Below are 26753 nucleotides of genomic sequence, written 5' to 3'. Positions count from 1 at the left end.
GCCCAATGAAGGCACGCGCATACGCGCGCCCTGGCTGTCATTCCCAACCCGCGCAACCCATCCGACACAGGGAGACCCGCAGTGCCCCGCTCAACCTCACGCTTCGCATCCCCGCTCATACCGCTGTGGCAGAAACTCTCGCGCGCCGCCGCGACCGCACTGCCGGCGAGCCTGCTCGTCGCTGGCGCGGCGCTCGTCGCGCTCGCGCCGCAAGCCGCGCGCGCCGACGAAACCGCGATCTGCTACAACTGCCCGCCCGAATGGGCCGACTGGGCGAGCCAGATCAAGGCGATCCAGCAAAAGACCGGCATTCGCGTGCCGTTCGACAACAAGAACTCAGGACAATCGATCGCGCAACTGATGGCCGAGCAGAAAAGCCCGGTCGCCGACGTCGTGTATCTCGGCGTATCGTCGGCGTTCCAGGCCAAGGACAAGGGCGTGATCCAGCCGTACAAGCCCGCGCACTGGGACGACATTCCCGCCGGCCTGAAAGACCCGCAAGGCTACTGGTTCACGATCCACTCGGGCACGCTCGGCTTCTTCGTCAACAAGGACGCGCTCGAAGGCAAGCCGGTGCCGCGCTCGTGGGCCGATCTGCTGAAGCCCGAATACAAAGGCATGATCGGTTATCTCGATCCGTCGAGCGCGTTCGTCGGCTATGCGGGCGCGGTCGCGGTAAACCAGGCGCTCGGCGGCACGCTCGACAACTTCGAGCCGGGTCTCGACTGGTTCAGAAAGCTCAAGGCGAACGCGCCGATCGTGCCGAAGCAAACCGCGTACGCGCGCGTGCTGTCCGGCGAAATTCCGATCCTGCTCGACTACGACTTCGACGCGTACCGCGCGAAGTATAAGGATCACGCGAACGTCGAGTTCGTGATTCCGCAGGAAGGCACGATCTCGGTGCCGTACGTGATGAGCCTCGTGAAAGGCGCGCCGCACGAAGCGAACGGCAAGAAGGTGCTCGATTTCGTACTGTCCGACGAAGGCCAGAAGCTGTGGGCGCAGGCGTATCTGCGGCCGGTGCGCGCGAGCGCGATGAGCGCCGAGACGGCTGCGCAGTTCCTGCCCGCGAGCGAATACGCGCGCGCGAAGCCGGTCGACTTCGCGAAGATGGCCGACAAGCAGTCGAGCTTCGGCGAGCGCTATCTACAGGTGATGCATTGAACGAAGTCACGTTCCCGCTGCGCTGGCGCATCGCCTTGCTCGCGCCCGCGCTCGCGGTCTTCATCGCGTTCTGGCTGCTGCCGATGGTCGCGCTCGCGCAGCTCTCCGGCGGCGGCCATGCGTTCGCGACCTATCGCGCAATGCTGACGAATGCGCGTTACATGTCGAGCCTCGGCGCGACCGTCGTGCTGTCGGCGGGGGTCACGGCGGCCACGCTGGTGCTGTCGGTGATCGCGGGGCTGCTGCTCGCGCGTCGAGAGTTCGCCGGCAAGCGCCCGCTGCTCGCGCTGCTGACGTTTCCGCTCGCGTTTCCGGGCGTCGTCGTGGGCTTCATGGTCATCATGCTCGCGGGACGTCAAGGGTTGATCGGCGCGCTGTCGCTGAAACTCGCGGGCGATCGCTGGGTGTTCGCGTATTCGATGAGCGGCCTGTTTCTGGGCTATCTGTACTTCTCGATTCCGCGCGTGATCGTCACCGTGATGGCTTCGGCGACCAAGCTCGATGCATCGCTCGAAGAGGCCGCGCGCTCGCTCGGCGCATCGCCGTGGCGCATCATGCGCGACATCGTGTTGCCGGCGCTGTCGCCCGGACTGATCGCGGCGGGCGCCGTGTGCTTCGCGACCGCGATGGGCGCGTTCGGCACGGCGTTCACGCTCGCCACCGACATCGACGTGCTGCCGATGACCATCTATACCGAGTTCACGCTGAACGCGAACATGGTGACGGCCGCGGGCCTGTCGATCGTGCTGGGCATCGTCACGTGGGCGGTGCTGGCGATCGCGCGCAGCGCGAGCGGTTCGGGCGTGGCGGCGAGCGCGTGAACGGCGCGTCGCTTGAAGCCAGCATGAGCGCACACAACGACAACCTATCCATGAACTCAGTCACGGCCCCTTCGCCCTCATCTCCGTCGCAACCGGCAGCGGGACCGCGCGCGCGACGCGCGTGGCCTTCCACACGAACATGGCTCGCCGCGGGTCAATGGTTCGTCACACTGCTGCTGTGCGCGTTCCTGATCGTGCCGGTCGTCATGTCGATCGTCGCCGGGCTGACGGTCAACTACTTCAAGGGCGTGTCGAGCGGACTCACGCTGCGCTGGCTCGTCGAAGTGTGGACCCAGTATCACGACTCGGTGTGGCTGTCGCTCGAAGTGGCCGCGGCGACGCTCGTCGTCACGCTGCTGACCGGCGTGCCCGCGGGCTATGTGCTCGCGCGCAGCAAGACGCGCTTCGCACGCATCGTCGAAGAGTTTCTGGTGCTGCCGATCGCGCTGCCCGGCCTCGCATCGGCACTCGCGCTGCTGGTGATCTACGGCGGCTTCACGGCGTTTCGGATGAGCGCGGCGTTCATCGTCGTCGGGCATGTGGTGTTCACGCTGCCGTTCATGGTGCGCGCGGTCGCGGCGGTCTGCGCGAGCAGCGATCTGCGTACGCTCGAAGAAGGCGCGGCGAGCCTCGGCGCGAGCTTCTTCACGCGCTTCGTCACGATCGTGCTGCCGAACGCGCGGCCAGGCATCGTCGCGGGCGCGCTCGCGGTGCTCACGCTGTCGATCGGCGAATTCAACCTCACGTGGATGCTGCACACGCCCGACACGAAGACGCTGCCGGTCGGCCTCGCCGACACCTACGCGTCGATGCGCATCGAGATCGGCAGCGCGTACACGATCCTGTTCTTCATCATGACGATGCCGCTGCTCGTCGCGATGCAATGGCTCGGCGTCGATGCGACCGGCCAGCGCAGCGCGTCGAAGAAGCGCGGCGCCGCCTCTTCCGCGAAGCCCATCGACACGCCATGAAACTGACCTCGGTTCCCATCACGCTCACGCAGTGCGCCAAAACGTTTCGCGGCACGCGCGTGCTCGAACCGCTCGACCTGACGATCGGCGCGGGCGAAACCCTCGTGCTGCTCGGACCGTCGGGCTGCGGCAAGACGACGACGCTGCGCCTGATCGCGGGCCTCGAAACACCTGACGCGGGCGGCCGCATCGCATTCGGCGACGACGACGTGACCACGCTGCCGATCGAAAAACGCGCGGTCGGCATGGTGTTCCAGAGCTACGCGCTGTTTCCGAACCTGACCGTGCGCGGCAACATCGGCTACGGTCTGAAGATCAAACGCGTGCCGGCCGCAGTCGCGCGACAACGCGTCGACGAACTGCTCGGCATGATGCGGCTCAACGCGCACGCCGACAAACCGATCGATCAACTGTCGGGCGGCCAGCGTCAACGTGTGGCGCTCGCGCGCGCACTCGCGGTGCAGCCGCGCGTGCTGCTGCTCGACGAACCGCTGACCGCGCTCGACGCGCGTCTGCGCGACGCATTGCGCAGCGAGATGAACGCGCTGTTGCGCGAACTCGGCATCACGACCGTCTACGTGACGCACGATCAGGCCGAAGCGATGGAGCTCGGCGATCGCATCGTCGTGATGAGCGCGGGACGCATCGAGCAGATCGGTTCGCCGCGCGACATCTACTATCGTCCGGCCAATCGCACGGTCGCGCAGTTCGTCGGCACGATCAACCGTGTCGCGGGCGAGCCGCGCGACGGCATGCTGGCGACGAGCGGCGGCGCAGTGCCGTTGCCCGCGCATGCGTCGAACGCACGCGGCGCGCACGAAATCTTCTTTCGCCCCGAGGATGCCCGGCTCACCGACCCCGCGCTCGCGCAGCTGCGCGGCCAGATCGAAAGCACCGCGTTCCTCGGCGAACGCACGCGTCTGACGATTGGCGGTGCCGCGCCCGAGCCGCTCTTCGTCGACGTCGCGGGCCGCATCGAGCTTGCGCGCGGCACGCCGGTCGGCATCTCGATCGAGCCGGACGCACTGATTGCGCTATCGTAGGTAAAAACAGCGCCGCATCCTGGCGCCCGACACGAAGCAACCCGAAGGACCTCTGTCATGCTGCTGGCTCAAATTAGCGACCTGCATATCAAGCAACCCGGCGCACTCGCGTATCGCCGCGTCGATACCGCCCCCTACCTCGCGCGCTGCGTCGACGCGCTCAACGCGCTCACCCCGCGCCCCGACGCGGTGCTGATCACCGGCGACCTCGTCGATCAGGGCGCCCCCCAGCAGTACGCGCGCCTGAAAACACTGCTCGCGCCGCTCGCGATCCCCTACTTCCTGATGGTCGGCAATCACGACGAACGCAACGCGCTGCGCGCGGCGTTTCCCGAGCGCGAGGAATTGCTGAGCGGCGGCGAGTTCGTGCAGTACGCGCTCGACGTCGGCCCGCTGCGCGTGATCGCGCTCGATTCGCTAGTGCCCGGTTCGAGCGCCGGCATGCTGTGCGACACGCGGCTCGCGTGGCTCGAGCGGCAGCTCGATGCGGCGCGCGGCAAGCCGGTCGTGGTCGCGCTGCATCACCCGCCGTTCGCGTGCGGCATCGGGCATATGGACGAGATCCGGCTCGACCGGGCGGCGTCGCACAAGCTCGCGGCGTTGATCGCTCAGCATCCCAACGTCGAGCGCGTGCTCTGCGGGCACGTGCATCGGTCGATGTTCGTGCGCTTCGGCGGCACGATCGCGAGCGCGATTCCAGCGCCCGCGCACCAGGTGGCGCTCGATTTTCGCGAGGACGGACCGTCGGCGTTCGTGATGGAGCCGCCCGCGTATGCGCTCCATTACTACGATCCCGCGACGGGCATCGTCACGCATCATGCGTATGTCGACGCGGCCGACGGCCCGTATCCGTTCTACGACGCCGGCGCGTTGATCGACTGAACCGCCGGACACACTTCGCAACCGCCTGATACCGGATGCGCGGGCGAGCCTCGCGCGGCCGTCAGCACGAACACCGCCGCTCCGGTATGATCGGCACGCTTGAGGACCGCGCATGGGCCGGTCCGTCGATCCGCCCCTGTCATGTCCACTTCCGACGCTTCCACTTCCGCTTCCTCCGCCCGGTCGTTGCGCGGCGTGTTGCTGCTGCTCGCGACGATCGCCGGTGTCTCGGTCGCAAACATCTATTTCAACCAGCCGCTGCTCGATAACTTCCGCCAGTCGTTTCCGGGCAGCGCGTCATGGGTCGGCGCGGTGCCGGCCGTCACGCAGCTCGGCTACGCCGCCGGCATGCTGTTGCTCGCGCCGCTCGGCGATCGCTTCGACCGGCGTCTGTTGATCCTGCTGCAGATCGCCGGCCTGTGCGTCGCGCTCGTCATTGCGGCGTCGGCACCGACGCTCGCGGTGCTGATCGTCACGAGTCTCGCGATCGGCGTGCTCGCGACGATCGCGCAACAGGCGGTACCGTTCGCGGCCGAACTCGCGCCGCCGTCCGAGCGCGGCCACGCGGTCGGCACCGTGATGAGCGGCCTGCTGCTCGGCATCCTGCTCGCCCGGACCGCGGCGGGCATCGTCGCCGAATACTTCGGCTGGCGCGCGGTGTTTGGCGCATCGGTCGTCGCGCTGCTCGCACTCGCGGTCGTCATCATTTTGCGTTTGCCGAAGAGTCAGCCGACCTCGACGTTGCCGTACGGCAAGCTGCTCGTGTCGATGTGGCACCTGGTCACCGAGCATCGCGCGCTGCGCGAGGCGTCGCTGACCGGTGCGGCGTTGTTCGGCGCGTTCAGCATTTTCTGGTCGGTGCTCGCGCTGCTGCTCGCGGGCGCGCCGTTTCATCTCGGGCCGCAGGCGGCAGGGCTGTTCGGTATCGTCGGCGCGGCCGGCGCGCTGGCCGCGCCGCTCGCCGGCAAGTTCGCCGACCGGCGTGGACCGCGCGCGATCATCACCGTGTCGCTCGTGCTGGTCGTGATCGCGTTCGTGATCTTCGGTGCGTCGGCGAAGAGCATCGCGGGCCTCGTGGTCGGCGTGATCATTCTCGACATCGGCGTGCAGGCCGCGCAGATTTCGAATCAGTCGCGCATCTACGCATTGAAGCCCGATGCGCGCAGCCGCGTGAATACCGTGTACATGGTCGCGTATTTCATCGGCGGGGCGCTGGGCTCGGGTGTCGGCGCGATCGTGTGGCCGGTGTTCGGGTGGATTGGCGTGACTATCGCGGGGATCGCGTTTGCCGGGCTCGGCGCGTGGAATCATTTGCGGTTGCCGGCGCGGGCTGGGCATTGAGCGTCCGCTTCGATCTCTGATCGATGCCGGCGCCACTCGGAGGCCGCACAATTTGGGCCCACGCGGGAAACGTTCACACCCCGCCACCCCGCCCCAACGCATACTCATGCAGCGCATCGAGCACGCGATCGAACTCGAACGATTTGTCGTAAAAGTGCCGCACGCCATACTGCTCGCAGCGCTCGCGGTACGCGGGCAACGCGTGATTGGTCAGCACCGCCGCGAACATCGAATCGATCAGCCCCTCGCGCTGCAGATATGCGAGCACCGGCACGCCCGAGCCCAGCTTCAGCTGCAAATCAACGATCACCGCGTCGAACGCTTCGTCGCCGAGCAGCGCGATCGCCTGATCGGCGGAATCGGCATAAGCGGCCACGCGCAGCAGGCCCGACGCATCGATCGCCTCCACGAGGCTGCGGCGGATCAGCGGCGAATCCTCGATCAGCAGCACGCGCAACGGCGCGCGGCTGGCTGACTCGGTAGCGGGGTTCGGTTCGCTGTTCATCGGGATATCTCGATCGTCCGTCATTCGATCAGGCCATTCTTGATCGCGTAATACGTGAGGTCCGCGTTGTTCGCGAGACGCATCTTCTCGAGCACCCGCGCGCGATACGTGCTCACCGTTTTGACCGACAGATGCAGCTCTTCGGCAATCTCGGTCGGCAACTGGCCGGCCGCGAGCTTGCAGAAGATCTGGAATTCGCGCTCCGACAGCGCTTCATGCGGACGCCCGGCGGCAGGCTTGTCGAGATTGTCGGCAAGCGTATCGGCGACCGCCTCCGACAGATAGCGATGCCCACGCGCGACCGAGCGGATCGCGCGCACGATTTCTTCCGGCTCGCAGTCCTTGTTCAGATAGCCGCTCGCGCCCGCGCGCAGCAGATTGATCGCGTACTGGCTCTCGGGATAGCCCGATAGAATCAGCACGCCCTGCTCGGGACGCACCTGCTTGATCACACGCAACGTATCGATGCCGTTCTTGTCAGGCATCGCGATGTCGAGCAGCACGACGTCGAATGCCTGCTCGCGCACGAGGCCGATCGCTTCCTCGCCGGTGGCGGCCTCGGCGGCGACGCACATGTCCGGCTCGTCGGCGACGAACTGTCTGAATCCACCTCGAACGATCGCATGATCGTCAGCTATCAGCACTCGAATCATCGGTTGGGTTCCGTGCAAAGGGAGTCGCTCCGATGCGGACATGGTAATGATCCGGGGCCACGGCCGGACGCGCAATGCGAGGGCGGCTTCGCACCGCAGCCGCCGGCATTCCCGAGTTCGCCCGCGACCCGGTCCTTCGACGCCTCCCTGTCGCCTGCTGCGCTACTCGCGCCCCGCGAGCAGATCCGCCATATCGTCGGCATGCTCTTCTTCGACCGCGAGAATCTCCTCGAACAGCCGGCGCGTGGTCACGTCCTTCTCGCCGAGATACCGTACGATCTCGCGGTACGTGTCGATCGCGATGCGCTCCGCGATCAGGTTCTCGCGAATCATGTCGGTCAGATCGGTGCCTTCCTTGTATTCCGAATGCGCGCGTGCCTTGATGCCGTCCGGCGCGAAATCCGGTTCGCCGCCAAGCTGCACGATGCGCTCGGCGATGCGATCGGCGTGCTCCTGCTCCTCGGTTGCGTGCTCGGCAAATTCCCTCGCGACCGCTTCGGAATTGATGCCCTTCGCCATGAAGTAATGGCGCTTGTAGCGCAGCGTGCAGACGATCTCGGTGGCGAGCGCGTCGTTGAGCAGCTTGAGCACCGTCTCGCGATTCGCGCCATAGCTCTGCGTGACCGGACCATCCGACATATGCTTGCGCGCGTCCTCCCGGATCTTCGTGATGTCCATCACGAACGTGTCGCCAGATTGCTTCGTCATCGAACTTCTCCTTTATCCGGTATTGGGTGAATCGCGCATCAGCACGAATCGCGCCTGATGCGCCCAGGGTGGAATGACAGCGCGCTTCGAACGCGGGCGGCTCATCGGGGATTCAAACGCCGCGCGTTCACGCGCCTTGTTGACTACCTGTTCCTACATTGCGTACTTCGCTGCCTACCTCATGTTGCGTTCATCCGGCTCGCGCGGCTAGGTTCGAAACACGCCGAGCAGCAACGTGACCACGAACACGACGAGGAAGATGTAGAACAGGATCTTCGCGATTTCGGCCGCGCCGGCCGCGATGCCGGTAAAGCCGAACACGGCTGCGATGATCGCAATCACGAAGAAAACGATGGCATAGTGAAGCATGGCATTTCTCCCTTTTGTTGGCCTTCCAATCGACTACCAGCAAATCGCTCGCCTGCTGTGAGGGCGCGGCTTGCCGCCACTGCGATGGCCGCGCTAATCGATCATTTTCTTCGTCACGACGAAGCCCAGCACGAGGAACACCACGCACAGCACGACAAAGACGAAGAACAGGAACTTCGCGATCGCCGCCGCGCCGGCCGCGATGCCGGTGAAGCCGAGAAGACCGGCGATCACCGCGACGATCGCGAAGAACAGTGCCCACTTCAACATGATGGTTTCCTCCCGAAACATTGCATGAACGATCGGGTCCATGCTATCGATGCGCGGCGCCGCGCGCATTCCGACGCTCGCCGTTTTTCGTGTGAGAATCCGCTTACATTGGGTTACGACGACATTACGCGCGCGGCTTCGCGCGATGCCGGAGCCGATGCCGGTGTCGATGCCCTCTTTCCGGAGCCGAAAGTGTCGAATCTGCAGAACCCGCCGGAACAAGCTGGCGCGCGCGCCACGGCGCGGCTCGCCGAGTGGATGCGCAATCGCAGCTGGGCGATCGCGATGACGGTGGCGATCGTGATCACGGTGGGAGGCCTCGTGATTCTGGAGACCGCGCGTCAGCGCATCACCGCCGAGTATGAGACCGCGCTTGAAGCGCGCGACGTCACCGTGCGACTGAGCACACTCGCGAGCGAGCTGTCGCGCCTCACCGCGCAACAAAACCAGTTTCTTCTGACGAAGGACGACGCGTCCGGCCACGCGTTCTGCGCGAGCGCCGCGCGCATCCGCGACACCACCCAGCAGTTGGACCACTTCTATCGCGGCGGCCGCGCGGACAGCGCGGAACTCGCGAGCTTCACGCAGATTCTCGCGCTGATCGACGCGCGCATCGGCGCGGGCGCCGCCGCCATGCAGCACGCCGCGCCGCATCCGCTCGATCTCGGCGCATGCGGGAGCGCGAGCGACATCAACCCGGCGGACGCGTCGTTGATCGACAGTACGCTCGCGCTGCTGCGCGACAACGAGGAGCGCCGCGCTCAGCACGCGCTGGCCGCGAGCCGCGCCGACCAGCGGCTGTCGACGCTGTGCGCGGCGGGTCTGTCGGCGCTGAACATCGTGCTGTTCATCCTGCTGTTTCGCAATCTCGGCATCCAGATCGACCGGCAGGCGCGCGCGCAGCGTCAGTTGATCACGCAGCAGGAGGAACTCGACCAGCTCGTCAACGAGCGCACGCGGCAGCTCGAAGCGCTCGGCTGGCATCTGCAGGCGGTCAGCGAAAACGAAAAGACCCAGCTCGCGCGCGAGTTGCACGACGAACTCGGCGCGATTCTGACCGCATGCCGGATGGACGTCGCATGGGCGCGCCGCAAGCTGAAGGACAGCGAGCCGGACATCGCCGACAAGCTGCAGCGCGCGCTCGCCAATCTCGACCAGGGCATCGCGTTGAAGCGGCGCATCATCGAGGACATGCGACCGACCGTGCTGGCCAATTTCGGGCTCGTTACCGCGCTGCGCACGCTCGCCGACGAAGCCGCGCAGCGCAACAACTGGACGCTCGAGCTGCACCTGCCCGCCGACGATATCCAGCTCGACGAGCAGACCGAAATCGCGCTGTTTCGGGTCGCACAGGAATCGCTGACGAACGCCGCCAAGTACGCGTGGGCCTCGAAGGTCGGAATCGCATTGCGGGTCGGCGACGGCGAGGTCGCCCTGCATATCGCGGACAACGGCGTCGGCATCATGCCGGCCGACCTGAAGCGCACACATACGCACGGCCTGCTCGGCATGCGTCAGCGCGTGGCCGCGCACGGCGGGCGCTTCGACATCCGCCGTGGCGCGCAAAACGGCACCGACATCGACGTCGTGATGCCGAGCGCGAGCGCCGCGACGCCTTCGGTCGATCAGCCGCTGACCTCGCCGGCCACGCCGCCCACTTCGTCGCAAAGCCCCGTCTGACAGATGCTCGCCGCAGCACCCCCAAGCCGTTGTAGGAGTGCGCCGACGCAAACACCGGAGCACGCCTACGACAAAATCGCGGCACGGCCGACAGCGCCGCCCCCGCCCTTTTTTTACCATGCAAACAGGCCGGTTCGAAACCGGATCGAGACCTGATCGACTGGCATGGCCCCGGTCGGACGACATCAACCGATGCATTCTCGACAAGGAGAAGTTTCATGACTCGACTGATCGCTTTGCTTGTGCTCGCAGGAACTGCCATGCTTGTCACCGGCTGCAACACGATGGCGGGCGCCGGCGAAGATATTTCGAAGGGCGGCCACGCCATCACGAACGAGGCGGATAAGGCGAAATAAGCCGGCACATGGCAGCAGGATTTGCAAAGCCCGTCGCGGGATGCCGCTGCGGGCTTTTTTTTCGTGAATGATTGCGTGCTGGCTGGCACTCGACGCGACGCGTTTTCAGAACGCGATGAAACGGCACGGCGATCCGCGAGGGCGCGGAGCTTGCGGCAAGGCTTTGACAGCGGGCGCGCGGTTCGACGAGAACCGCGCCGCTATCAGGCGCTGCGCTTGTTCCGGTAATCGAACCAGAAAGACAGGCCGACGCTGATCAGAATCACGATCGTCGCGATTACCGTCGAGCGGGTGACCGGCTCGCCGAGCAGCAGCGCGCCCAGCGCGACCGCGACGACCGGATTCACGTACATGCAGCTGCTCGCGATGATCGGGCTCGTGTGGCGAATCAGATAACCGTAGGCGACGTACGCCGCCATCGTCCCAATCAACATCAGATACAGGAACGCGACGAGAGGCAGAAAATGCAGCTCGAGCATCCGCTCGCCCGACGCCCATGCGACCAGCGTCGACATCGCGCCGCCGAGGCCGATCTGCAGCGAGGTCGACAGAAACAGGTCCGACGGCAGCTTCAGCTGCCCGGCCAGATGCGCGCCGCCGGCCCAGAACAGCGCGCCGCACAGAATCGCGAGACTGCCGCCCGTCGAGCCCGGCGTGCTGTCGCCGTGACTCAGAATCACGATGCCGGCGAGCCCCAGCCCGACCGCGAACCATTCGCCGCGGCCGATCTTGCGTCCGGCGACGACCGCGATCACGGTCGCGAACAGCGGCACGGTCGCGACCATCACGGCCGCGGTGCCGGTGCCGACCGTGCGCATGCCGTAGGCGAGCATGCCGCTCGACAGACCCACCAGCATGGTGCCGACGAGGCCCGCGTTGCGGATTTCGGCGAAGCTCGGCCAGATCGGCTTGCGGCGCGCGGCGAACACGAACAGACCGATGCCGGCGAACAGGTTGCGCAAGCCCGACATCAGCAGCGGCGGGAACGAGCCGAGCGCGACGTGCACGCCGAGGTACGTCGAGCCCCACACCAGATAAACGACGGCAAGCGCGAGCGCGATCCGCCCGTTGCGCGACTGCGGCAGACGCAGCGGCCAGCCGCGCGGAGAAAAAGCTGAACGTTGCAGCGACATGCTTCAGTCCGCCGTCGCCACTCGACCCGCGCGATGCGCTCGATGCCCGCGAGGCGCCGAGCCTGCGTCGATACCTTTCGGGCGGGATGGCGGGCACCGCATCGGCGATGCGGTCGGACGGGCGAGGCTGGCGGACATGTCGGTGGAACGGGAAGACGATGGGCGGCGCCGGAAGCGCCAGAAACGGCGGTGGCGGCCGCGCCGGTCAGAACGACACGATGCAACGCGGCCGCGCTGCGCGGCCGCAAGCTTGGCAAAGCCCCGGCGCGCACCGCATTATGCAGTAAGCGCCGAGAACGCCACGCGAGAGAATCGTAACTTTTGGGTTTCCTGCAACAGAAAAGCCGGGGACGCATCCCCGGCTTGCGGTGTCGGATCCGTTCGATGCGCGGCCGTGCATCGGCAGGATCGCTAAGCGCCCTCGGCGCCGACTCAGTTGCCCATCGCGCCCGACGCCTCGTGTTTCATCGCGTCGCCGCCCTTTTTCATCGAGCCGTGCTTCATCGTGTCCTTTTTCATGCCGTCCTTCGACATGCTGTCTTTGGACATCGAATCTTTCGACATCGCATTCTTCGACATCTCATCGTTCGACATCGCGCCGCTCGCCTGCGCGAAGGCCGCGCCGCCGCTTGCCAGCATCAACAACGCGATCGTGGTAACTGCAATCTTCTTCATGGGATGACTCCTTGGTGGTGGATGAATCGAAGCCGGCGAGAGCCGGCGTGCTTCCGAAGCCGCTGCCGCAAGCGCGCGTGCGCCCGCATGCGTCAGGAGCCTCCGAACCAGTTGTAGCCCTGGTCGACCCAATAGCCGCCGGGATACGTGTTGGTGACGAATATTTCGACGATGTGCTTCGGATTCTTGTAGCCGAGCTTGGTCGGCATGCGCAGCTTCATCGGGTAGCCGTATTTCGCGGGCAGCCGTTCGCCGTCGTAGGAAAACGTCAGCAGCGTTTGCGGATGCAAAGCGGTCGGCATGTCGATGCTTTCGTAGTAGTCGTCCGCGCATTTGAAGCCGACGTACTTCGCCGTCGTGTCCGCGCCGACGCGCCGCAGAAAATCGCCGAATGGCGTGCCGCCCCAGCGGCCGATCGCGCTCCAGCCTTCGACGCAGATATGTCGCGTGATCTGCTCGCCATGTGGCAGCGCGTACAGCTCGGGCAGCGTCCACACGCGCTGGCCGGTCACGAGACCGCTCAGCTTCAATTGATAATCTGAGCCGTCGACGTGCGGCACGTCGTCGATGCCGTAGTACGCGTTGAAGGGAAACGGCCGCGTGATCTGCGCTTCGGTGTAGGTCGGCGCGAGCTGCTTCGGATCGAACAGCGCGGCCTGCGCGCGATCGTTCAGCCGCGACACGGCTGTCAGGAAACGGTTCACGGAAGCGTCGTCGGTCAACGAGCAGCCGGTCAGCATCGACAGGCCGCCGAGCGTCAAGAGCTGCTTGCCGAACAGGCGTCGCGACGGCATCGCCAGTTCGCGCTTCGCATCGAGCAGGATCGATGCGCGGTCGAGCTTGTGGCTCACACGATGTGTGGATGGGTCCGCTGGTTTCTCTATCGGCTTGTTCATGATTCGGTATCCGTTTGGAATTCGCGTTGCGATTTCATGAGCGTGAGCATGCGCATGGGTAGCCGCGGGCTCAACGTCCGCGCAACATCGCGAGCAACGAGCGCGGCACGAGCGCGACCATCGCCAGATGCACGGCGAGAAACGCGGCCAGCAGCGACATCGCGCTGAAGTGCACGATGCGCGCGTTGTCGTAGCCGCCCATCAGTTCGCGCAGCAGCGGAAACTGCACCGACTTCCAGATCGCGAGCCCCGATAGCACGAGCACGATCAGATCGGCGATCGCGAACAGGTAGGCGAATTTCTGCACCGCGTTGTAGACGCGCAGATCGCCATGCGAAAGCTTCCCGCGCAACGCGGCGACGAAATCGCGCAGTACCGCGCGCGGCGTCAGCGGCAGGAACTTGCGCACGAAACGCCCGCTCGCGAGATTCAGCGCGACATACATGAGGCCGTTGAACACCAGCAGCCACATCGCCGCGAAGTGCCATTGCAGCGCCCCGCCGAGCCAGCCGCCCAGCGTGATCGCGGTCGGGAAGGTGAACGCCGGGAAGATCGGCGACGCGTCGTAGATGCGCCAGCCCGACAGCATCATCACGATCGCCGCGAGCGCATTCAGCCAATGCGTGATGCGCAGCCACAGCGGATGAATGGCGCCGCGCTTCGGCGCGGTGGGCGCGGCGGGTGCGCTGGGGCGCAAGGCGTGGGGTGTGGACATGGGGCTCTCCTCGAGCAGCGGTAGTGAATGCGGCGCGCGCGAGGTCGATCAACGGCACGCGGGAAGGTCGGTCGCTTGTAGCACGTCGCCGCTCGCGTCGCTTTCGACGAACGCGACCACGCCGAAGCGGCCGGCGGCGTTGGCGCTCGGATCGGCTTGCGCATCGACGCTCGCAGCGTGTACATCGATGTCCTGATGGATCCGCGCGTGACCGGAGACGAGCGGCACGGGCCCGAACCAGGCGCGCACGACGCGCTCGTGATGCAGCGTCGCGCCGCGGTTTTCGCCCGCGCCGACCTGCGTCGTCAGCGCGTTCTCGTAGATCGCGAGATAGGCGCTCAACGCACCCGTGGCGGCGGCTGCCGTCGTGCTGAACTGCGCATCGACATCGAACGCGCCGGGCGCACGCGGGCTCAGCGCAAGTGCGACGCTCGCCTGGGCGGGTTCGGCGACGAGCTCGTCGATGCGGCGCTCGAAACTGTCGCGTTGCGACCAGTCGCGCAGCTCGCGGCCCGCGACGAACACTTCCGGCGTATAGAGCGTGTGCGCGCCCGCGAGACGCGTCAGCGTCTGCTGACGTTCGGTGAAGCGATGCTGGGAAAAGCGGTCGGTCCAGCCGAGGCTGTTCCAGTAGTCGACGTGCAGCGCGAGCGGCACGATGCCGTGCGCGGCGCCGTCGCTTTTCCATTGACTGAGCCAGCGGTCGGCGGGCGGGCAGCTATCGCAGCCCTCGCTGCTGTACAGCTCGACGAGCGCGACGCGGTGCGCGGGGCTGTGCGTGGCGCATAGGGGCCCGGCCGCGTCGGCCGCACTGATGCCGGAACCGCTCAGCAGAAAAAGCGCGAGGCCGACGGCGGGCGTCGAAAAAGTCGTAAAGCGCTGAAGTATCGAGCGATTGTGCGCGGTCGACATGACGTGCTCCGATCGTAATCTGCACGTTTGTCGAGCCGCGCGGCCGGTTATGACAAGCCTCTTTTAATTTTTTTCCGGCGCGGGACGAGCCAGCCAAAGCTCGCCCGCGACTCAGTCGTAACTGACCACCACCGTCACGCGCGTGTCCATATCGGTGCGCTTCGCGCTCAGCGACAGCACGCCGCCCGCGCGATCGACCGCGTAGTGGCCGTCGCGGGCCGTCGCGACGCGCCCGGTGCCATCGACGAACCGCGCCGCCACCAGATCGCGCGACTGCGTGCCGCCGCTCACTTCGAGCGCGACATCGGCCCCGCTGACGACGCCCGGCGGCGCGCTGAACGTCACCGTGCGCGAGAAGCGCTGACCCGCCACGCTCGCGCTACCGACGGCGACGCCAATGGGCGCCGTATCCACGCTGATCTGCATCGGCGGTGCAACGATCATCCCCACGAACCGGATCACGCCGCCCGTCACCGTCGATGCCGCCGGCGCCGCCAGCGGCGCGGCAAGCAATGCCACCACCGCGACTGTGCGACCGAACGTTCGCCACCGCCTGCTTTCCGCTTTCATGTGCACCTCTTTGTCAATCGGCGCGAGTCGCCTCGCGCCATTCACGCGCCATCCCGCGAATCGCTTCGCTGGAGTGCGGCCTTCGCTGCACTTTGTTTAACGGCAATCCTCTGACTGGCTTGAACGCAATGCGGACCACCCCGCTTTCTTCTCGCACCGCACAAAAACGGTCAATCGACGGGCGCGACGTCGCAAACGGAGCTGCGTGAGACAGCGTGCTAACATCGAACTTTCGTCTCGCTGCTGCCGCGCGGCCTCACGCTTTGTCGCCCGGCACCTCTCGATCGCTTTTCCCCAACACCTGGTCGTTTTGCCCGTGACTTCTCTGCGTCGTCCGACTTTCCGTGCTCTCGCCCGCTTGCGCCCATGCCGCGCAGGCGAGTGCGCGCGCGCGGACGTCGCGTCGCACGGCCCCGGCGAGACGTCCCGAACGGTCCCGCTTCACGCCGCCCGGCGCCCTCGCTGACGCAGCCCGCCAATACCCAGGGCCGCGTCGCCGGGCACCGGGCTCTCCCATTCGTCCACTCATCCGCCGACCACCCCATGGGTCGTTGCATGCGGCCATCCATGACCGCCTTATCCGGAGTCCTGATGATGAAGAAGATCAAAACCTGCTACCTGACCGAACTCGACGTAACCCGCCTCGAGAAATACGCGGCCACCGACGCCAAGTTGCAGCACATGCTCGACGATGTGCTCGAACGCGCGGTAATCGTCGACTCGCACGACATCCCCGCCGACGTCGTCACGATGAACTCGCAAGCGACGCTGATCGACGCAGCGAGCGGCGAACAGATGACGTGGACTGTCGTCTATCCGCCCAACGCCGATTTCGCGCAAGGGCGCCTGAATGTGTTCTCGCCGGCTGGCCTCGCGCTGCTCGGCGCGCGCCGCGGCGAGAGCATCCGTTTCACGCCACCCAGCGGCGATCAGAAAGTGCTCAAGCTCGACAAAATCCTGTATCAGCCTGAAGCCGCCGACGATTTTTCACTGTAAGGCGGCCGTTCCCTCGCTGTAAGTTGCCTTGTCTGATGCGGTCTCGAATCAAGCATAGGAGATGTCTGGTTTCATCCGGACCAGTTTTTTTGAGTCATTCAGACAGGTTGCCAAACCGCGGGCGGGCGGTGTATCGTGTGCGCTGCTAACGCGGGGGTCCTGCGTAGCGCGGAGCTGGAGGTCCGTGTTGCGTGGGTGAGAAATACCCTTTGAACCTGATCTGGATAATGCCAGCGCAGGGAAGCGTACGGATTTCGCTCCAGCCTCAAGGGCCTCACCTCTCCGCGATTTCCGACTACTTCCATCTCGGTCTCCTGCTTAGCCGCCCCACTTTGTACGGAGACTTACATGAACGCCAATCCGAAGTTTATTTCCGCCGAAGCCCATGTGGACGAGGCCGCCGTCGCGCCGTTGCCGAATTCGCGCAAGGTCTACGTGACCGGCTCGCGCCCGGACATCCGCGTGCCGATGCGCGAAATCTCGCAGGCCGACACGCCCGACAGCTTCGGCGGCGAAAAGAATCCGCCGATCTACGTGTACGACACGTCGGGCCCCTACTCCGACCCGGACGCGGAGATCGACATCCGCGCGGGTCTGCCCGCACTGCGCGAGGCGTGGATCGAGGAGCGCGGCGACACCGAGCCGCTGACCGGTCTGTCGAGCAGCTTCAGCCGCGAGCGCGCCGCCGATCCGGCCACCGCGCAGCTGCGCTTTCCGGGACTGCATCGCACGCCGCGCCGTGCAATTGCCGGCAGGAACGTGACGCAGATGCACTACGCGAAGCAAGGCCTCATCACGCCGGAAATGGAATACATCGCGATTCGCGAAAACCAGCGCCGTGCCGAGTACCTCGAGACCCTGAAGACGAGCGGCCCGAACGGCGCCAAGCTCGCCGCGATGATGGGCCGTCAGCACCCCGGCCAGGCATTCGGCGCGAGCGCGTTCGGTCCGAACGGCCTCACCGAAATCACCGCGGAATTCGTGCGCGAGGAAATCGCGCGCGGCCGGGCGATCATCCCGAACAACATCAATCACCCGGAAAGCGAGCCGATGATCATCGGCCGCAACTTCCTCGTGAAGGTCAATGCGAACATCGGCAACTCGGCGGTGACATCGTCGATCGGCGAGGAAGTCGACAAGATGACGTGGGCGATCCGCTGGGGCGGCGACACGGTGATGGATCTGTCGACCGGCAAGCACATTCATGAAACGCGCGAATGGATCATCCGCAACAGCCCGGTGCCGATCGGCACGGTGCCGATCTATCAGGCGCTCGAAAAGGTCAACGGCAAGGCTGAAGACCTCACCTGGGAAATCTTCCGCGACACGCTGATCGAGCAGGCCGAGCAAGGCGTCGACTACTTCACGATCCACGCGGGCGTGCGTCTGCAATATGTGCCGCTCACGGCGAACCGGATGACCGGCATCGTGTCGCGCGGCGGCTCGATCATGGCGAAGTGGTGTCTCGCGCATCACAAGGAAAGCTTCCTGTACGAGCATTTCGAAGAGATCTGCGAAATCATGAAGGCCTACGACGTGGCCTTCTCGCTCGGCGACGGCCTGCGTCCCGGCTCGATCTACGACGCGAACGACGAAGCGCAACTGGGCGAGCTGAAGACGCTCGGGGAACTCACGCAGATCGCGTGGAAGCACGACGTGCAGGTGATGATCGAAGGTCCGGGCCATGTGCCGATGCAGCTGATCAAGGAAAACATGGACCTGCAGCTCGACTGGTGCGACGAGGCGCCGTTCTACACGCTCGGGCCGCTGACCACCGACATCGCGCCGGGCTACGACCACATCACGTCGGGCATTGGCGCCGCGATGATCGGCTGGTTCGGCACCGCGATGCTGTGCTACGTGACGCCGAAGGAACACCTCGGTCTGCCGAACAAGGACGACGTGAAGACCGGCATCATCACGTACAAGCTCGCCGCGCATGCCGCCGATCTCGCGAAGGGTCATCCGGGTGCGCAGGTGCGCGACAACGCGCTGTCGAAGGCGCGCTTCGAATTCCGCTGGGAAGACCAGTTCAATCTCGGTCTCGACCCGGACAAGGCGCGCGAATTCCACGACGAAACGCTGCCGAAGGATTCGGCCAAGGTCGCGCATTTCTGCTCGATGTGCGGCCCGCACTTCTGCTCGATGAAGATCACCCAGGACGTACGCGAGTTCGCCGCGCAACAAGGCGTCACCGACGACGAAGCGCTGAAGAAAGGCATGGAAGTAAAGTCGATCGAGTTCATGAAGCAAGGCGCGGAGATTTATCAGCGGCAATGAGCGGGTTGCGCGATTCGCGCGAACCAGCACTGCAGTATCGAAGCCCGCCGGCATGGCGGGCTTTTCTTTTCCACCGCATCGAGCAGGCACGTTGCGTGCTGAGAGAAGGAAACATCTGTTTCCAACAACGAGCGGAGTCAGCATCATGAAATCGATCCGTCATCTCGGTACTCGTCTTGGTACGGTCGCAGCCGCCCTTTCACTTGTCGCGGGTCTCGCGGCATGCGGCGACATGTCCCCACGCACACGCGACACCGCGATCGGCGCGGGTGTCGGCGGCGCCGCTGGCGCGGCAATCGGCGGCAACGGCTTGTCGACGTTGGGCGGCGCGGCGGTAGGCGGTGTCATCGGTAACCAGGTCGGCAAGTGAGCGTTGCGTCCGATGACGCGTCCAACGATTCATACAGGACAGCAAACGATTTTTTTCGGACCACGATCCGGACTGCCGAGGGCGGCGGATGCAGTGCGCCCTCGTCCCGACAGCGCGCGTGGAAATAGGCTGAAATATGCGGTTGCGGTTTTGCCACAGCGCTGCCGCGGCAAGAGCGTAAGCTCCTCATAACGACGTCGCGCAAGGCGGCATCGGTTCATCGAGGAGCGCGCCATGAAGTCCCGCGTCGTCACCCATCTTTGCGTGGTGCGCCTCTCGACGCCACGCGATTCGTCCAGTTTTTCCGCGAGGTTCGCGCGGCCCGCCACCGCGATTTGCGTGCTCGCCTCGAGTCTCTTTTTTGCAGGCTGTTATTACCCGGCCGGCTACTATCCCGCCGGCTATTATCCGTCGTACTATTCGACCGCGCCCGCGACCACAGCCGACCAAACCGCGCCGGCGACCGATCAACAGCAGCCGCCTCAAGCCCAGGCGCAAATGCAGGTCGCACCGCAAGACATGCCGCCCGGTTATGCGGTCCCCGCGCCCGTGTATGCGGCGCCGCCGGTTTATCCCGCCTACTATCCGCCGCCTTATCCCGCTTATTACGGCTACCCCGCCTACTACGGACCGTCGATTGCGATCGGCATTGGCGGTTATTGGGGCGGCCATTGGGGTGGCCATTGGGGCGGCCACTCGCATTGACCTGTCCTCTTTCGTCGCGGAGCGTGCACGCGCCGGCACTTCAACTGCCGGCGCGCGCGCTTCTTCATGAGTCGTTTTTCCGCGCGTATCGCCCTCCACCGCGCATACCCCGCCCGTACTTTCCCGGCTTGACGCGCCGGTAAGGCGCTCTATCCTTGGAAGGTTTCATGCAGCACCCGCTTAAATCGGGCGACGCCGCTTTGTCGAGGCCAGTTGCGAGCGTCCGCCGAATCAGAGCGACGCGCCGTCATGCGCAATCCCCGCGTCGAATTACACAACAACGAAGGAGACGTGATGTTTCATCAACTACTCACGCCGGTTGGCAATTCGCTTTTTCCGTCGTTCATCGTCGCCGCGCTGCCGATCATCGCCGTGCTCGCGCTGCTCGGCTGGGCGCGCAGGCCCGCGTGGCAAGCGTCGCTCGCGGGACTGATCATCGGTTTGATCGTGGCGATTTTCGTCTGGCAGTTTCCGCTCGGGCTCGCGTTCAACTCGGTCGCGGCTGGCGTCGTGTTCGCGATCTGGCCAGTGATGTGGATCGTGTTCACCGCGATCCTGCTGTACAACATCGCGCAGCGCTCGGGACGCTTCGAGGCCTTCCGCCTGTGGATGATCGACAACCTGCCGAACGACCGGCGCATCGTGCTCGTCGTGGTCGGCTTTTCGTTCGGCGCGCTGCTCGAGGGCATTTCGGGTTTCGGCACGCCGGTCGCGATCACGAGCTCGCTGCTGATCATGCTCGGCTTTCCGACGCTCGAAGCGCTGACCTTCACGCTGATCTTCAACACCGCGCCGGTCGCGTTCGGCGCGCTCGGCGTGCCGATCACGGTGCTCGGCGCGGTCACGCATCTGCCGTCCGATGTGCTCGGCAAGATGGTCGGGCGGCAATTGCCTTTCTTCGCGGTCCTGCTGCCCTTCTATGTGATCGCCGTGTACGCGGGCTTTCGCAACATGCTGCGGATCTGGCCGGTGCTGCTGGTCTCGGGCCTGAGCTTCGCGCTGACCCAGTTCGTCGTCTCGAACTTCATCAACTACAGCCTGACCGACGTGCTGTCGTCGCTGGTTTCGCTGATCCTCACCGTTGCGTTCCTGCGCGTCTGGAAGCCCGCCGTCGATCCGAAATTCGCGATCAACGTCGATCGCATCAGCGAGGTGCGCGGCAAGATCGGCGGCGCACAGGGCTGGTATCCGTGGATCATCGTGTCGGTCGTCGTGATCATCTGGACGATCGCGAGGATCTTCACGATCGGCGACATCAAGTTGTCGTGGCCCGGTCTCGACAAGGTCGTGTTCATCACGCTCTACAACACGCCGTACGGCGCGGTCTGGGACTTCCAGCCGCTCGCGACCGGTACCGCGATCCTCGTCGCCGCGCTCATCACCGCGTTCGTCGTACGGCTCTCGCCCGCCGAGTTCGGCAAGGCGATCTCCGATACGTGGGTGCAAACGCGCATCGCGATCCTGACCGTGGCAACGATCGTCGGCCTCGCTTACCTGATGAACTACTCGGGACTCACCTACACGCTCGGTCTCGGCGTTGCGTCGGTCGGGCCGCTGTTTCCGCTCGTGTCGGCGTTCCTCGGCTGGGTGGCGGTGTTCCTGTCGGGCAGCGATACGTCGGGCAATGCGCTGTTCGGCAATCTGCAGGTGGTCGCGGCCAACCAGCTCAATCTGAATCCGGTGCTGATGGCGGCGACCAACTCGTCGGGCGGCGTGATGGGCAAGATGATCTCGCCGCAGAACATCGCGACCGGCGTCGCGACCACCGAATTGAAGGGCAAGGAAGGCGTCGTGTTCGCCAAGACCTTCAAACATTCGATTCTGCTGACGGTGCTGCTTGGCGTGCTCGTCTGGGCGCAGCAGAACGTCCTGCAATGGATGATTCCGCATTGAGGTCGCGCCAGTAACGGCGCAATGCAATTCACATCTTTTCGGACGGCCGCCCGCGCATCGCGGGCGCCGTTTCCGATCCCATCCCACTGCCGTTCCGCCTGATCGCAATTTTTCTCACATATCGGCGAGAATTGCTCGTTTGGCGCGCGCCCTCGCAGCGCTTACCATCGACCTCATCGGACGCGGCTGTCTCCCGGATCTTGCCGTTTCATCCTGTACTGAAACGATTCGCGCGATCGCACTGTTACGATGAGCTGGCGTCCCGACTCAACTGCGCGCGGCGCCATTCCAATGAAAACCAGAAACCTGCTGCAACTGCTGATCCTCGCTGCCCTGTGGGGCGCATCGTTCCTGTTCATCCGCGTCGGCGTGACCGACTTCGGCGTCGCGCCGCTGATGGCGCTGCGCGTCGGCATCGGCGCCCTCTTTCTCGCGATCGTGCTGATCGCGCGACGGCCGCTGCAACAGTCCGCCACCGTGTTGCGCACGCACGCAGTGCCGCTGCTCGTGGTCGGTATCGTCAATTCGGCGGCACCGTTCTGCCTGTTCGCGTATGCCGAGCTGACACTGTCGGCGGGCGTCACGTCGGTGATCAATGCGTGCGCGCCGCTGTGGGGCGCGCTGGTCGGCTTCCTGTGGCTGCGCGACCGGCTCAGCGCACTGCGCACGCTCGGTCTCGTGGTCGGCTTTCTCGGCGTGCTGATGCTCGTGTGGGATCAGATCGCGGCGCCGGCCGGCTCGGCCGCCTCGCCGCTGAGCGTCGCGCTTGCGGCCGGCGCCGCGCTCGGCGCCACGCTGCTCTACGGCATCGCCGCCAACTACACGAAGCGTCACCTGACTGGCGTCGACGCGCTGACCGTCGCGACCGGCACGATGATCGGCGCGACGATCGTGCTGCTGCCGCTCGCGGTCATCTACTGGCCCGCCGCGCCGATCTCGCTGCGCGCGTGGGGCGCGGTGATCGCGCTCGGCGTCGCCTGTACCGGCATCGCGTACATGCTGTTCTTCCATCTGATCGCGGTCGCCGGGCCGACGCGCGCGATCACCGTGACCTTCGTGATTCCGATCTTCGGCATTCTGTGGGGCGCGTTGTTTCTCGGCGAGACGGTGTCGCCCGGCATGCTCGAAGGGTGCGCTGTGATTCTGGTCGGCACCGCGTTGGCGACCGGCGTAGTCAAGCGCTTGCCGTGGATGGGGACGCGGCGCGCGGATACCTGAGCGCACGGAGTCAATCGGCAACCGCGCCGGGTCGCGGCTTGCCGATCCGGTCACGTTACATCGGCTCACGCGCGCGCCGTTCGCGCGTCAAATGCATAGTCAAAAAAAACCGCCCGAATTTCTCCGGGCGGTTTCGTCGAACCGGCGGCGTCGGCCGCGAGCCTCTCGTATCAGTGCAGCTGGTCGGCCATCAGGCTCATGATCTGCTTGGCCTGCGAGCTTTCGTCGAGTTGCCCCTTGTCGTCGACCACGGCCACGCGGGTCTGGTTCGGCGTCACCGCGCGCACGTTCACGCGATACTGCCTGGCGACCTTCTCCTTCTTGCCGTGGAAGACCTGGCTCCAGAAGCCCTGCTCGGCCGACGACATATCCTTCGGATCGACGTAGCGCACGAAATAGAGGCCGCGGCTCATGTCGCGATCGTCGACCGTGAAATTGCTGCGATCGAGTGCGAGGCCCACGCGCAGCCACGCGCGGTCATACGGCTCGCCGAGCGTGAGTTCGGTCGATGAGAGCTGCGCCGACGTGTTGTTGGCCGAATCCGCGTCCGGCATAGGCGGTTGCGCCGCGAGCGCGACGTTCTGCGCGACAACGGCGGCCGTCGCCGACTTCGCACCCGCCGTCGCCGCGTTCGGCGCGATCTGCGTGCCCGCGGGCGACAGCTCGGCGTTCTGCGTGCCACCCGCGTTGCCACCCGAATCGGCCCGCGCCAGCGAGACCATCAGGCGCTTCAGGTATTCCTGCTCGAGCGCCGGGTCGTTCGGCTTGGGTTGCCACTGGGTCGACTCGTTGTTCGTACCGGTGATCGCCTCACGCATGCCTTTCTGGCTGACGAACACGTAGGTGCCGCCGTTCGGCGCCGCTTCGAGACGCGTGCGGAACTTGTTGCGCTCCGAACTCACGTAGCTGTTGCCCATCGCCTTCGACAGCGTGTTGCGGATAAAGCCGTCGTTGATCTGCGCGTGGGTTTCGTTCCAGTCGGTTTCCATCACGCCCTTGTCGCGCTGGTCGACGACGAGCAGGAAGCCCTGCTCCTGCCAGAAGCGGCGGATTTGCGGCCAGGCCTGATCGGGCGTTTTGTTGTCGATCACGAGCCAGCTCTCGGTGCCGTCGCGCTGGATGTGGATGCCCTGGACGGGCGGCACGACCGCGACCGCGTCGCCGGCCGGCGCCTGTGCCTGCACCTGTTTCAGCGTGGACAGCGAGGTTTCGCCGCCCTGCGGCGGCAGCGAACGCTGATCGGCCGTCTCGTCGATCATGTTCGGCGGTACGGCAAGCGATACCTGCTTCGAACGGGAGTCGCTCCTATAGTCGATTTTGGTCGGCGACGAGGTGCCGCAGCCGGCGACCAGCCCGCCTGCCATGAGCATTACTGCAAACCGCTTGGTGAGACGAAAATCAGTCATGTTCGAGGAATCCTTCCGCTACGCCACGGCAAGTTTCCGTGGATCAACCCAACATTTTACCGGTCCCGGCGAGGCCTGTGCAAAAACTGGGGTTTGCCCGCGAATCGCCGCATGCCACGGCTATGAAGCGACCACGGGAAAAAAGTCCGCGCCCATCATGCTATTTGCCTTCTTATGAGGTAAATTTAACACTAAATAACACTTTCGAGTTGACCTTGGGAGTATTCCAAAGTCTTTGCCGGAGGCCCGCCGAATAAGGGCTTCCGGTCTGCATGCGGCTTGTTTTTAAACATGGCGCGCGGTCCTGTCCGCCGCGATGTGCAAAGACCAGAAAAAAACCAGCGCTAGATTAATCGAGTTATCTCAATAAAAAATCCGGCGCCAAACGAGGAAGGCCTCATGTCCCAGTCCTGTCTCAATCCATCCGCGATCGCCTCGGCGATCGCCATCGTCGCGTGCTGCGCGAGCTTCGGCGCGCATGCCGAATTGGGCGGCACGATGCCGAGCCAGGCGGTGTCGGGCGCGAGCGCGCCGCGCACGCTGCTCAATGGCGCACTGCGCGAGCGCACGTGGACCGACGCTGGCAATACGACCATCAACGAATACGCGACCAGCACCGGCCTGATCGTCGCCTACGCGTGGCAAGGCCCGACGATGCCGGATCTGCACGCGCTACTCGGCAAATACGGCGACTCGTACAAGACAGGCGCCGCGGCGGCGGCCGGCAGCGGCAATCTGCATTCGTCGCGGGTCACGGGCGCCGACGTGATCGTCGAGTCCGGCGGACCGATGCGCGGCTACGTCGGCCGCGCGTGGCTGCCGGCGGCTTTGCCCGCCGGCGTCACCTCCGACGACATCCAGTAACGCGTGCGCCCCGCACGCGTCGCTCGCGCCCCTTCACGTCTAAGTTCCACCCGACGGATCGCCACGCCATGAAATCCGCCTTGCGTTTCCATGCCCTGCTTCTGATCGTCTGCGCGGCCCTCGTCGGCTGCGGCGGCGGAGGCGGCAGTTCCTCGTCCAGCTCGTCCGGCTCGGGCTCGACGCCGTCCGCGACCGCGCCGACCTCGTCGACCAGTTCCACGAGCGCGTCGAACACGACGCAGAGCGCGAACGTGCCGCAATCGACCACGCCCAACGTGCAGCTGGTCACGGTCGGCGTATCGCCCGGCAGTACGCGCAACATGCTGACGACGAGCGTCACCGTCTGCCAGGCCGGCACCAGCAACTGCGCGACGATCGACGACATCCAGGTCGACACCGGCTCGAACGGCCTGCGCATCCTCGCATCGGCGCTGCCGACGACCCTGTCGCTGCCGACCATCGCCGCGGGCGGCGGCGTGAGCGCCGAATGCGCGGTGTTCGGCAGCGGTTATGCGTGGGGCTCGATCCGCAACGCGGACGTACGCATGGCTGGCCAACAGGCGTCATCGATTCCGATCCAGGTAATCGCCGACAGTGCGCTGCCCGCCGCACCCACCGACTGCGCGAACTCCGGCGCGTCGCTGCTGACGGTGTCGAGCCTGCACTCGAACGGGATCCTCGGCGTGGGCCTGTTCCCGGTCGACTGCGGCAACGGCTGCTCGAACTCCGCACTGCCGCGCTGGTACTACAGCTGCACGACGAGCGGCTGCACCGCAACCGCGCAGCCGCTCGCACAGCAGGTGACCAACCCGGTCAGCAGCTTCCCGCTCGACAACAACGGCGTCGTGATCGAGCTGCCGGCCGTCGCCGATGCGGGCGCGGCCAGCGTGTCGGGCTCGTTGATCTTCGGCATCGGCACCCAGTCGAACAACACGCTGACGAGCCCGAACGTCCTGAAGGCGAACGCCGCGACCGGCTACGTGACGACGAACTCGGGCGGTCAGACCTATGCGGTGAGCTATCTCGACAGCGGCTCGAACGGCCTGTTCTTCCACTCGACGCAGTTCCCGTTGTGCGGCTTGTGGTACTGCCCGACTTCGACGCAGTCGGCGAGCGCGTCGATCACCGGCATCGATGGCGTGTCGAGCACGGTGTCATTCGACATAGCCAATTCGAGCACGCTGTTCTCATCGTCGAACAACGCGTTCGACAATCTCGCCGGCAATTCGAGTCAGGGCTTCGGCTGGGGCTTGCCGTTCTTTTACGGCAAACGCATTTACACGGCGATTGCGGCGCGCAATACGTCGGCCGGCCAGGGGCCGTATTACGCGTTCTGAGGTTGATTGGGTTGGATGCG

General features: G+C 65.3%; 29 protein-coding genes and 1 riboswitch. Of the genes, 17 read left to right on the top strand and 12 right to left on the bottom strand.

The features are described from left to right. The first annotated feature begins 81 nt into the window (after positions 1-81). The 6 genes from OKW35_RS33930 (at position 82) to OKW35_RS33905 (ending at position 6222) form a co-directional block, all read left to right on the top strand. Positions 82-1164 carry an ABC transporter substrate-binding protein gene (locus OKW35_RS33930; RefSeq protein ID WP_429554387.1) on the top strand — a complete coding sequence of 361 codons (1083 nt, stop codon included), beginning with the start codon at positions 82-84 and terminating at the stop codon, positions 1162-1164. Then, positions 1161-1985: an ABC transporter permease gene (locus tag OKW35_RS33925; RefSeq protein WP_429334916.1), complete on the top strand. Its 825-nt coding sequence runs from the start codon at positions 1161-1163 to the stop codon at positions 1983-1985. The genes OKW35_RS33930 and OKW35_RS33925 overlap by 4 nt, the downstream gene beginning before the upstream one ends. A 50-nt stretch (positions 1986-2035) precedes the next feature. Beyond that, complete coding sequence (locus tag OKW35_RS33920) at positions 2036-2956, top strand: ABC transporter permease (RefSeq protein WP_429334917.1); 921 nt, start codon at positions 2036-2038, stop codon at positions 2954-2956. Further along, positions 2953-3999 (top strand): ABC transporter ATP-binding protein, encoded by a 1047-nt coding sequence (locus OKW35_RS33915; protein ID WP_184048017.1) that lies wholly within the window; start codon positions 2953-2955, stop codon positions 3997-3999. The genes OKW35_RS33920 and OKW35_RS33915 overlap by 4 nt, the downstream gene beginning before the upstream one ends. 57 nt (positions 4000-4056) lie before the next feature. Beyond that, positions 4057-4881, top strand: coding sequence for a phosphodiesterase (locus tag OKW35_RS33910; RefSeq protein ID WP_429554386.1), 825 nt, complete (start codon positions 4057-4059; stop codon positions 4879-4881). 141 nt (positions 4882-5022) lie between these two features. Further along, a complete protein-coding gene (locus tag OKW35_RS33905) occupies positions 5023-6222 on the top strand; it encodes an MFS transporter (protein ID WP_429355806.1) in 1200 nt (399 codons plus the stop codon). Between the two features lie 73 nt (positions 6223-6295). Here OKW35_RS33905 and OKW35_RS33900 read toward each other — a convergent pair whose 3' ends face one another. From OKW35_RS33900 to OKW35_RS33880, 5 genes are all read right to left on the bottom strand, one after another. Next, the gene (locus OKW35_RS33900; protein WP_090800917.1) at positions 6296-6727 is read right to left on the bottom strand and encodes a response regulator; all 432 of its coding nucleotides are present in this window, start codon (positions 6725-6727) and stop codon (positions 6296-6298) included. Between the two features lie 20 nt (positions 6728-6747). After that, positions 6748-7380 carry a response regulator gene (locus OKW35_RS33895; RefSeq protein WP_184063791.1) on the bottom strand — a complete coding sequence of 211 codons (633 nt, stop codon included), beginning with the start codon at positions 7378-7380 and terminating at the stop codon, positions 6748-6750. A gap of 162 nt (positions 7381-7542) precedes the next feature. Beyond that, the gene (locus OKW35_RS33890; RefSeq protein WP_429363554.1) at positions 7543-8088 is read right to left on the bottom strand and encodes a ferritin-like domain-containing protein; all 546 of its coding nucleotides are present in this window, start codon (positions 8086-8088) and stop codon (positions 7543-7545) included. Positions 8089-8295: 207 nt separating this feature from the next. Then, a complete protein-coding gene (locus OKW35_RS33885) occupies positions 8296-8457 on the bottom strand; it encodes a DUF1328 domain-containing protein (RefSeq protein WP_006052455.1) in 162 nt (53 codons plus the stop codon). 93 nt (positions 8458-8550) lie between these two features. Beyond that, positions 8551-8727: a DUF1328 family protein gene (locus OKW35_RS33880; protein WP_090805380.1), complete on the bottom strand. Its 177-nt coding sequence runs from the start codon at positions 8725-8727 to the stop codon at positions 8551-8553. A gap of 24 nt (positions 8728-8751) precedes the next feature. Between OKW35_RS33880 and OKW35_RS33875 the strand changes: the two genes are divergently transcribed. Continuing rightward, a complete protein-coding gene (locus tag OKW35_RS33875; RefSeq protein WP_429554385.1) occupies positions 8752-10407 on the top strand; it encodes a sensor histidine kinase in 1656 nt (551 codons plus the stop codon). 218 nt (positions 10408-10625) lie between these two features. Then, a complete protein-coding gene (locus OKW35_RS33870; RefSeq protein ID WP_018421109.1) occupies positions 10626-10763 on the top strand; it encodes an entericidin A/B family lipoprotein in 138 nt (45 codons plus the stop codon). Between the two features lie 203 nt (positions 10764-10966). On the opposite strand, the gene OKW35_RS33865 is transcribed toward OKW35_RS33870, so the two are convergent. From OKW35_RS33865 to OKW35_RS33840, 6 genes are all read right to left on the bottom strand, one after another. Then, positions 10967-11896 carry an EamA family transporter gene (locus OKW35_RS33865; RefSeq protein WP_429554384.1) on the bottom strand — a complete coding sequence of 310 codons (930 nt, stop codon included), beginning with the start codon at positions 11894-11896 and terminating at the stop codon, positions 10967-10969. A gap of 432 nt (positions 11897-12328) precedes the next feature. Then, on the bottom strand, positions 12329-12571 hold the full coding sequence (locus OKW35_RS33860; RefSeq protein ID WP_184063782.1) for a pentapeptide MXKDX repeat protein: 243 nt from the start codon (positions 12569-12571) through the stop codon (positions 12329-12331). 92 nt (positions 12572-12663) lie between these two features. Beyond that, on the bottom strand, positions 12664-13467 hold the full coding sequence (locus OKW35_RS33855) for a molybdopterin-dependent oxidoreductase (protein WP_184063779.1): 804 nt from the start codon (positions 13465-13467) through the stop codon (positions 12664-12666). 70 nt (positions 13468-13537) lie between these two features. Continuing rightward, positions 13538-14182: a cytochrome b/b6 domain-containing protein gene (locus OKW35_RS33850; RefSeq protein WP_184063776.1), complete on the bottom strand. Its 645-nt coding sequence runs from the start codon at positions 14180-14182 to the stop codon at positions 13538-13540. 48 nt (positions 14183-14230) lie between these two features. Next, a complete protein-coding gene (locus OKW35_RS33845; protein ID WP_184063773.1) occupies positions 14231-15094 on the bottom strand; it encodes a DUF1223 domain-containing protein in 864 nt (287 codons plus the stop codon). Positions 15095-15205: 111 nt separating this feature from the next. Beyond that, on the bottom strand, positions 15206-15664 hold the full coding sequence (locus OKW35_RS33840) for a hypothetical protein (RefSeq protein ID WP_429554383.1): 459 nt from the start codon (positions 15662-15664) through the stop codon (positions 15206-15208). A 594-nt stretch (positions 15665-16258) separates the two neighbouring features. Here OKW35_RS33840 and OKW35_RS33835 point away from each other — a divergent pair. The 6 genes from OKW35_RS33835 (at position 16259) to OKW35_RS33810 (ending at position 23126) form a co-directional block, all read left to right on the top strand. Beyond that, on the top strand, positions 16259-16660 hold the full coding sequence (locus tag OKW35_RS33835; protein ID WP_184071150.1) for a GreA/GreB family elongation factor: 402 nt from the start codon (positions 16259-16261) through the stop codon (positions 16658-16660). A gap of 142 nt (positions 16661-16802) precedes the next feature. Continuing rightward, a riboswitch (TPP riboswitch) is annotated at positions 16803-16920 on the top strand. Between the two features lie 88 nt (positions 16921-17008). After that, the gene (gene thiC / locus OKW35_RS33830; protein ID WP_429405107.1) at positions 17009-18940 is read left to right on the top strand and encodes a phosphomethylpyrimidine synthase ThiC; all 1932 of its coding nucleotides are present in this window, start codon (positions 17009-17011) and stop codon (positions 18938-18940) included. Between the two features lie 145 nt (positions 18941-19085). Further along, entirely contained in the window at positions 19086-19310 is a 225-nt protein-coding gene (locus tag OKW35_RS33825; RefSeq protein ID WP_090800937.1) for a glycine zipper 2TM domain-containing protein, read from the top strand. A 234-nt stretch (positions 19311-19544) separates the two neighbouring features. Continuing rightward, positions 19545-20015 (top strand): hypothetical protein, encoded by a 471-nt coding sequence (locus OKW35_RS33820; protein WP_429554382.1) that lies wholly within the window; start codon positions 19545-19547, stop codon positions 20013-20015. 294 nt (positions 20016-20309) lie between these two features. Continuing rightward, positions 20310-21908, top strand: coding sequence for an L-lactate permease (locus OKW35_RS33815; RefSeq protein WP_429554381.1), 1599 nt, complete (start codon positions 20310-20312; stop codon positions 21906-21908). 291 nt (positions 21909-22199) lie between these two features. After that, complete coding sequence (locus OKW35_RS33810; protein WP_260321352.1) at positions 22200-23126, top strand: DMT family transporter; 927 nt, start codon at positions 22200-22202, stop codon at positions 23124-23126. Between the two features lie 170 nt (positions 23127-23296). On the opposite strand, the gene bamC is transcribed toward OKW35_RS33810, so the two are convergent. Next, on the bottom strand, positions 23297-24532 hold the full coding sequence (gene bamC, locus OKW35_RS33805; RefSeq protein ID WP_429554380.1) for an outer membrane protein assembly factor BamC: 1236 nt from the start codon (positions 24530-24532) through the stop codon (positions 23297-23299). Between bamC and OKW35_RS33800 the strand changes: the two genes are divergently transcribed. The 3 genes from OKW35_RS33800 (at position 24531) to OKW35_RS33790 (ending at position 26733) form a co-directional block, all read left to right on the top strand. Continuing rightward, entirely contained in the window at positions 24531-24710 is a 180-nt protein-coding gene (locus OKW35_RS33800) for a hypothetical protein (protein ID WP_429554379.1), read from the top strand. The two genes, bamC and OKW35_RS33800, sit on opposite strands and share 2 nt — an antisense overlap. A 221-nt stretch (positions 24711-24931) precedes the next feature. Continuing rightward, positions 24932-25396, top strand: a complete 465-nt coding sequence (locus OKW35_RS33795; protein ID WP_429554378.1) for a DUF2844 domain-containing protein — start codon at positions 24932-24934, stop codon at positions 25394-25396. Positions 25397-25464: 68 nt separating this feature from the next. Next, positions 25465-26733 (top strand): DUF3443 domain-containing protein, encoded by a 1269-nt coding sequence (locus tag OKW35_RS33790; RefSeq protein ID WP_429554377.1) that lies wholly within the window; start codon positions 25465-25467, stop codon positions 26731-26733. Positions 26734-26753: the final 20 nt, after the last annotated feature.

This window comes from Paraburkholderia sp. MM5477-R1, from assembly GCF_050436385.1.
In the GTDB taxonomy this organism is placed as follows: domain Bacteria; phylum Pseudomonadota; class Gammaproteobacteria; order Burkholderiales; family Burkholderiaceae; genus Paraburkholderia; species Paraburkholderia tuberum.
The sequence above is the reverse complement of the archived record's forward strand: the minus strand, read 5'-3'. Positions and strand labels throughout refer to the sequence as shown.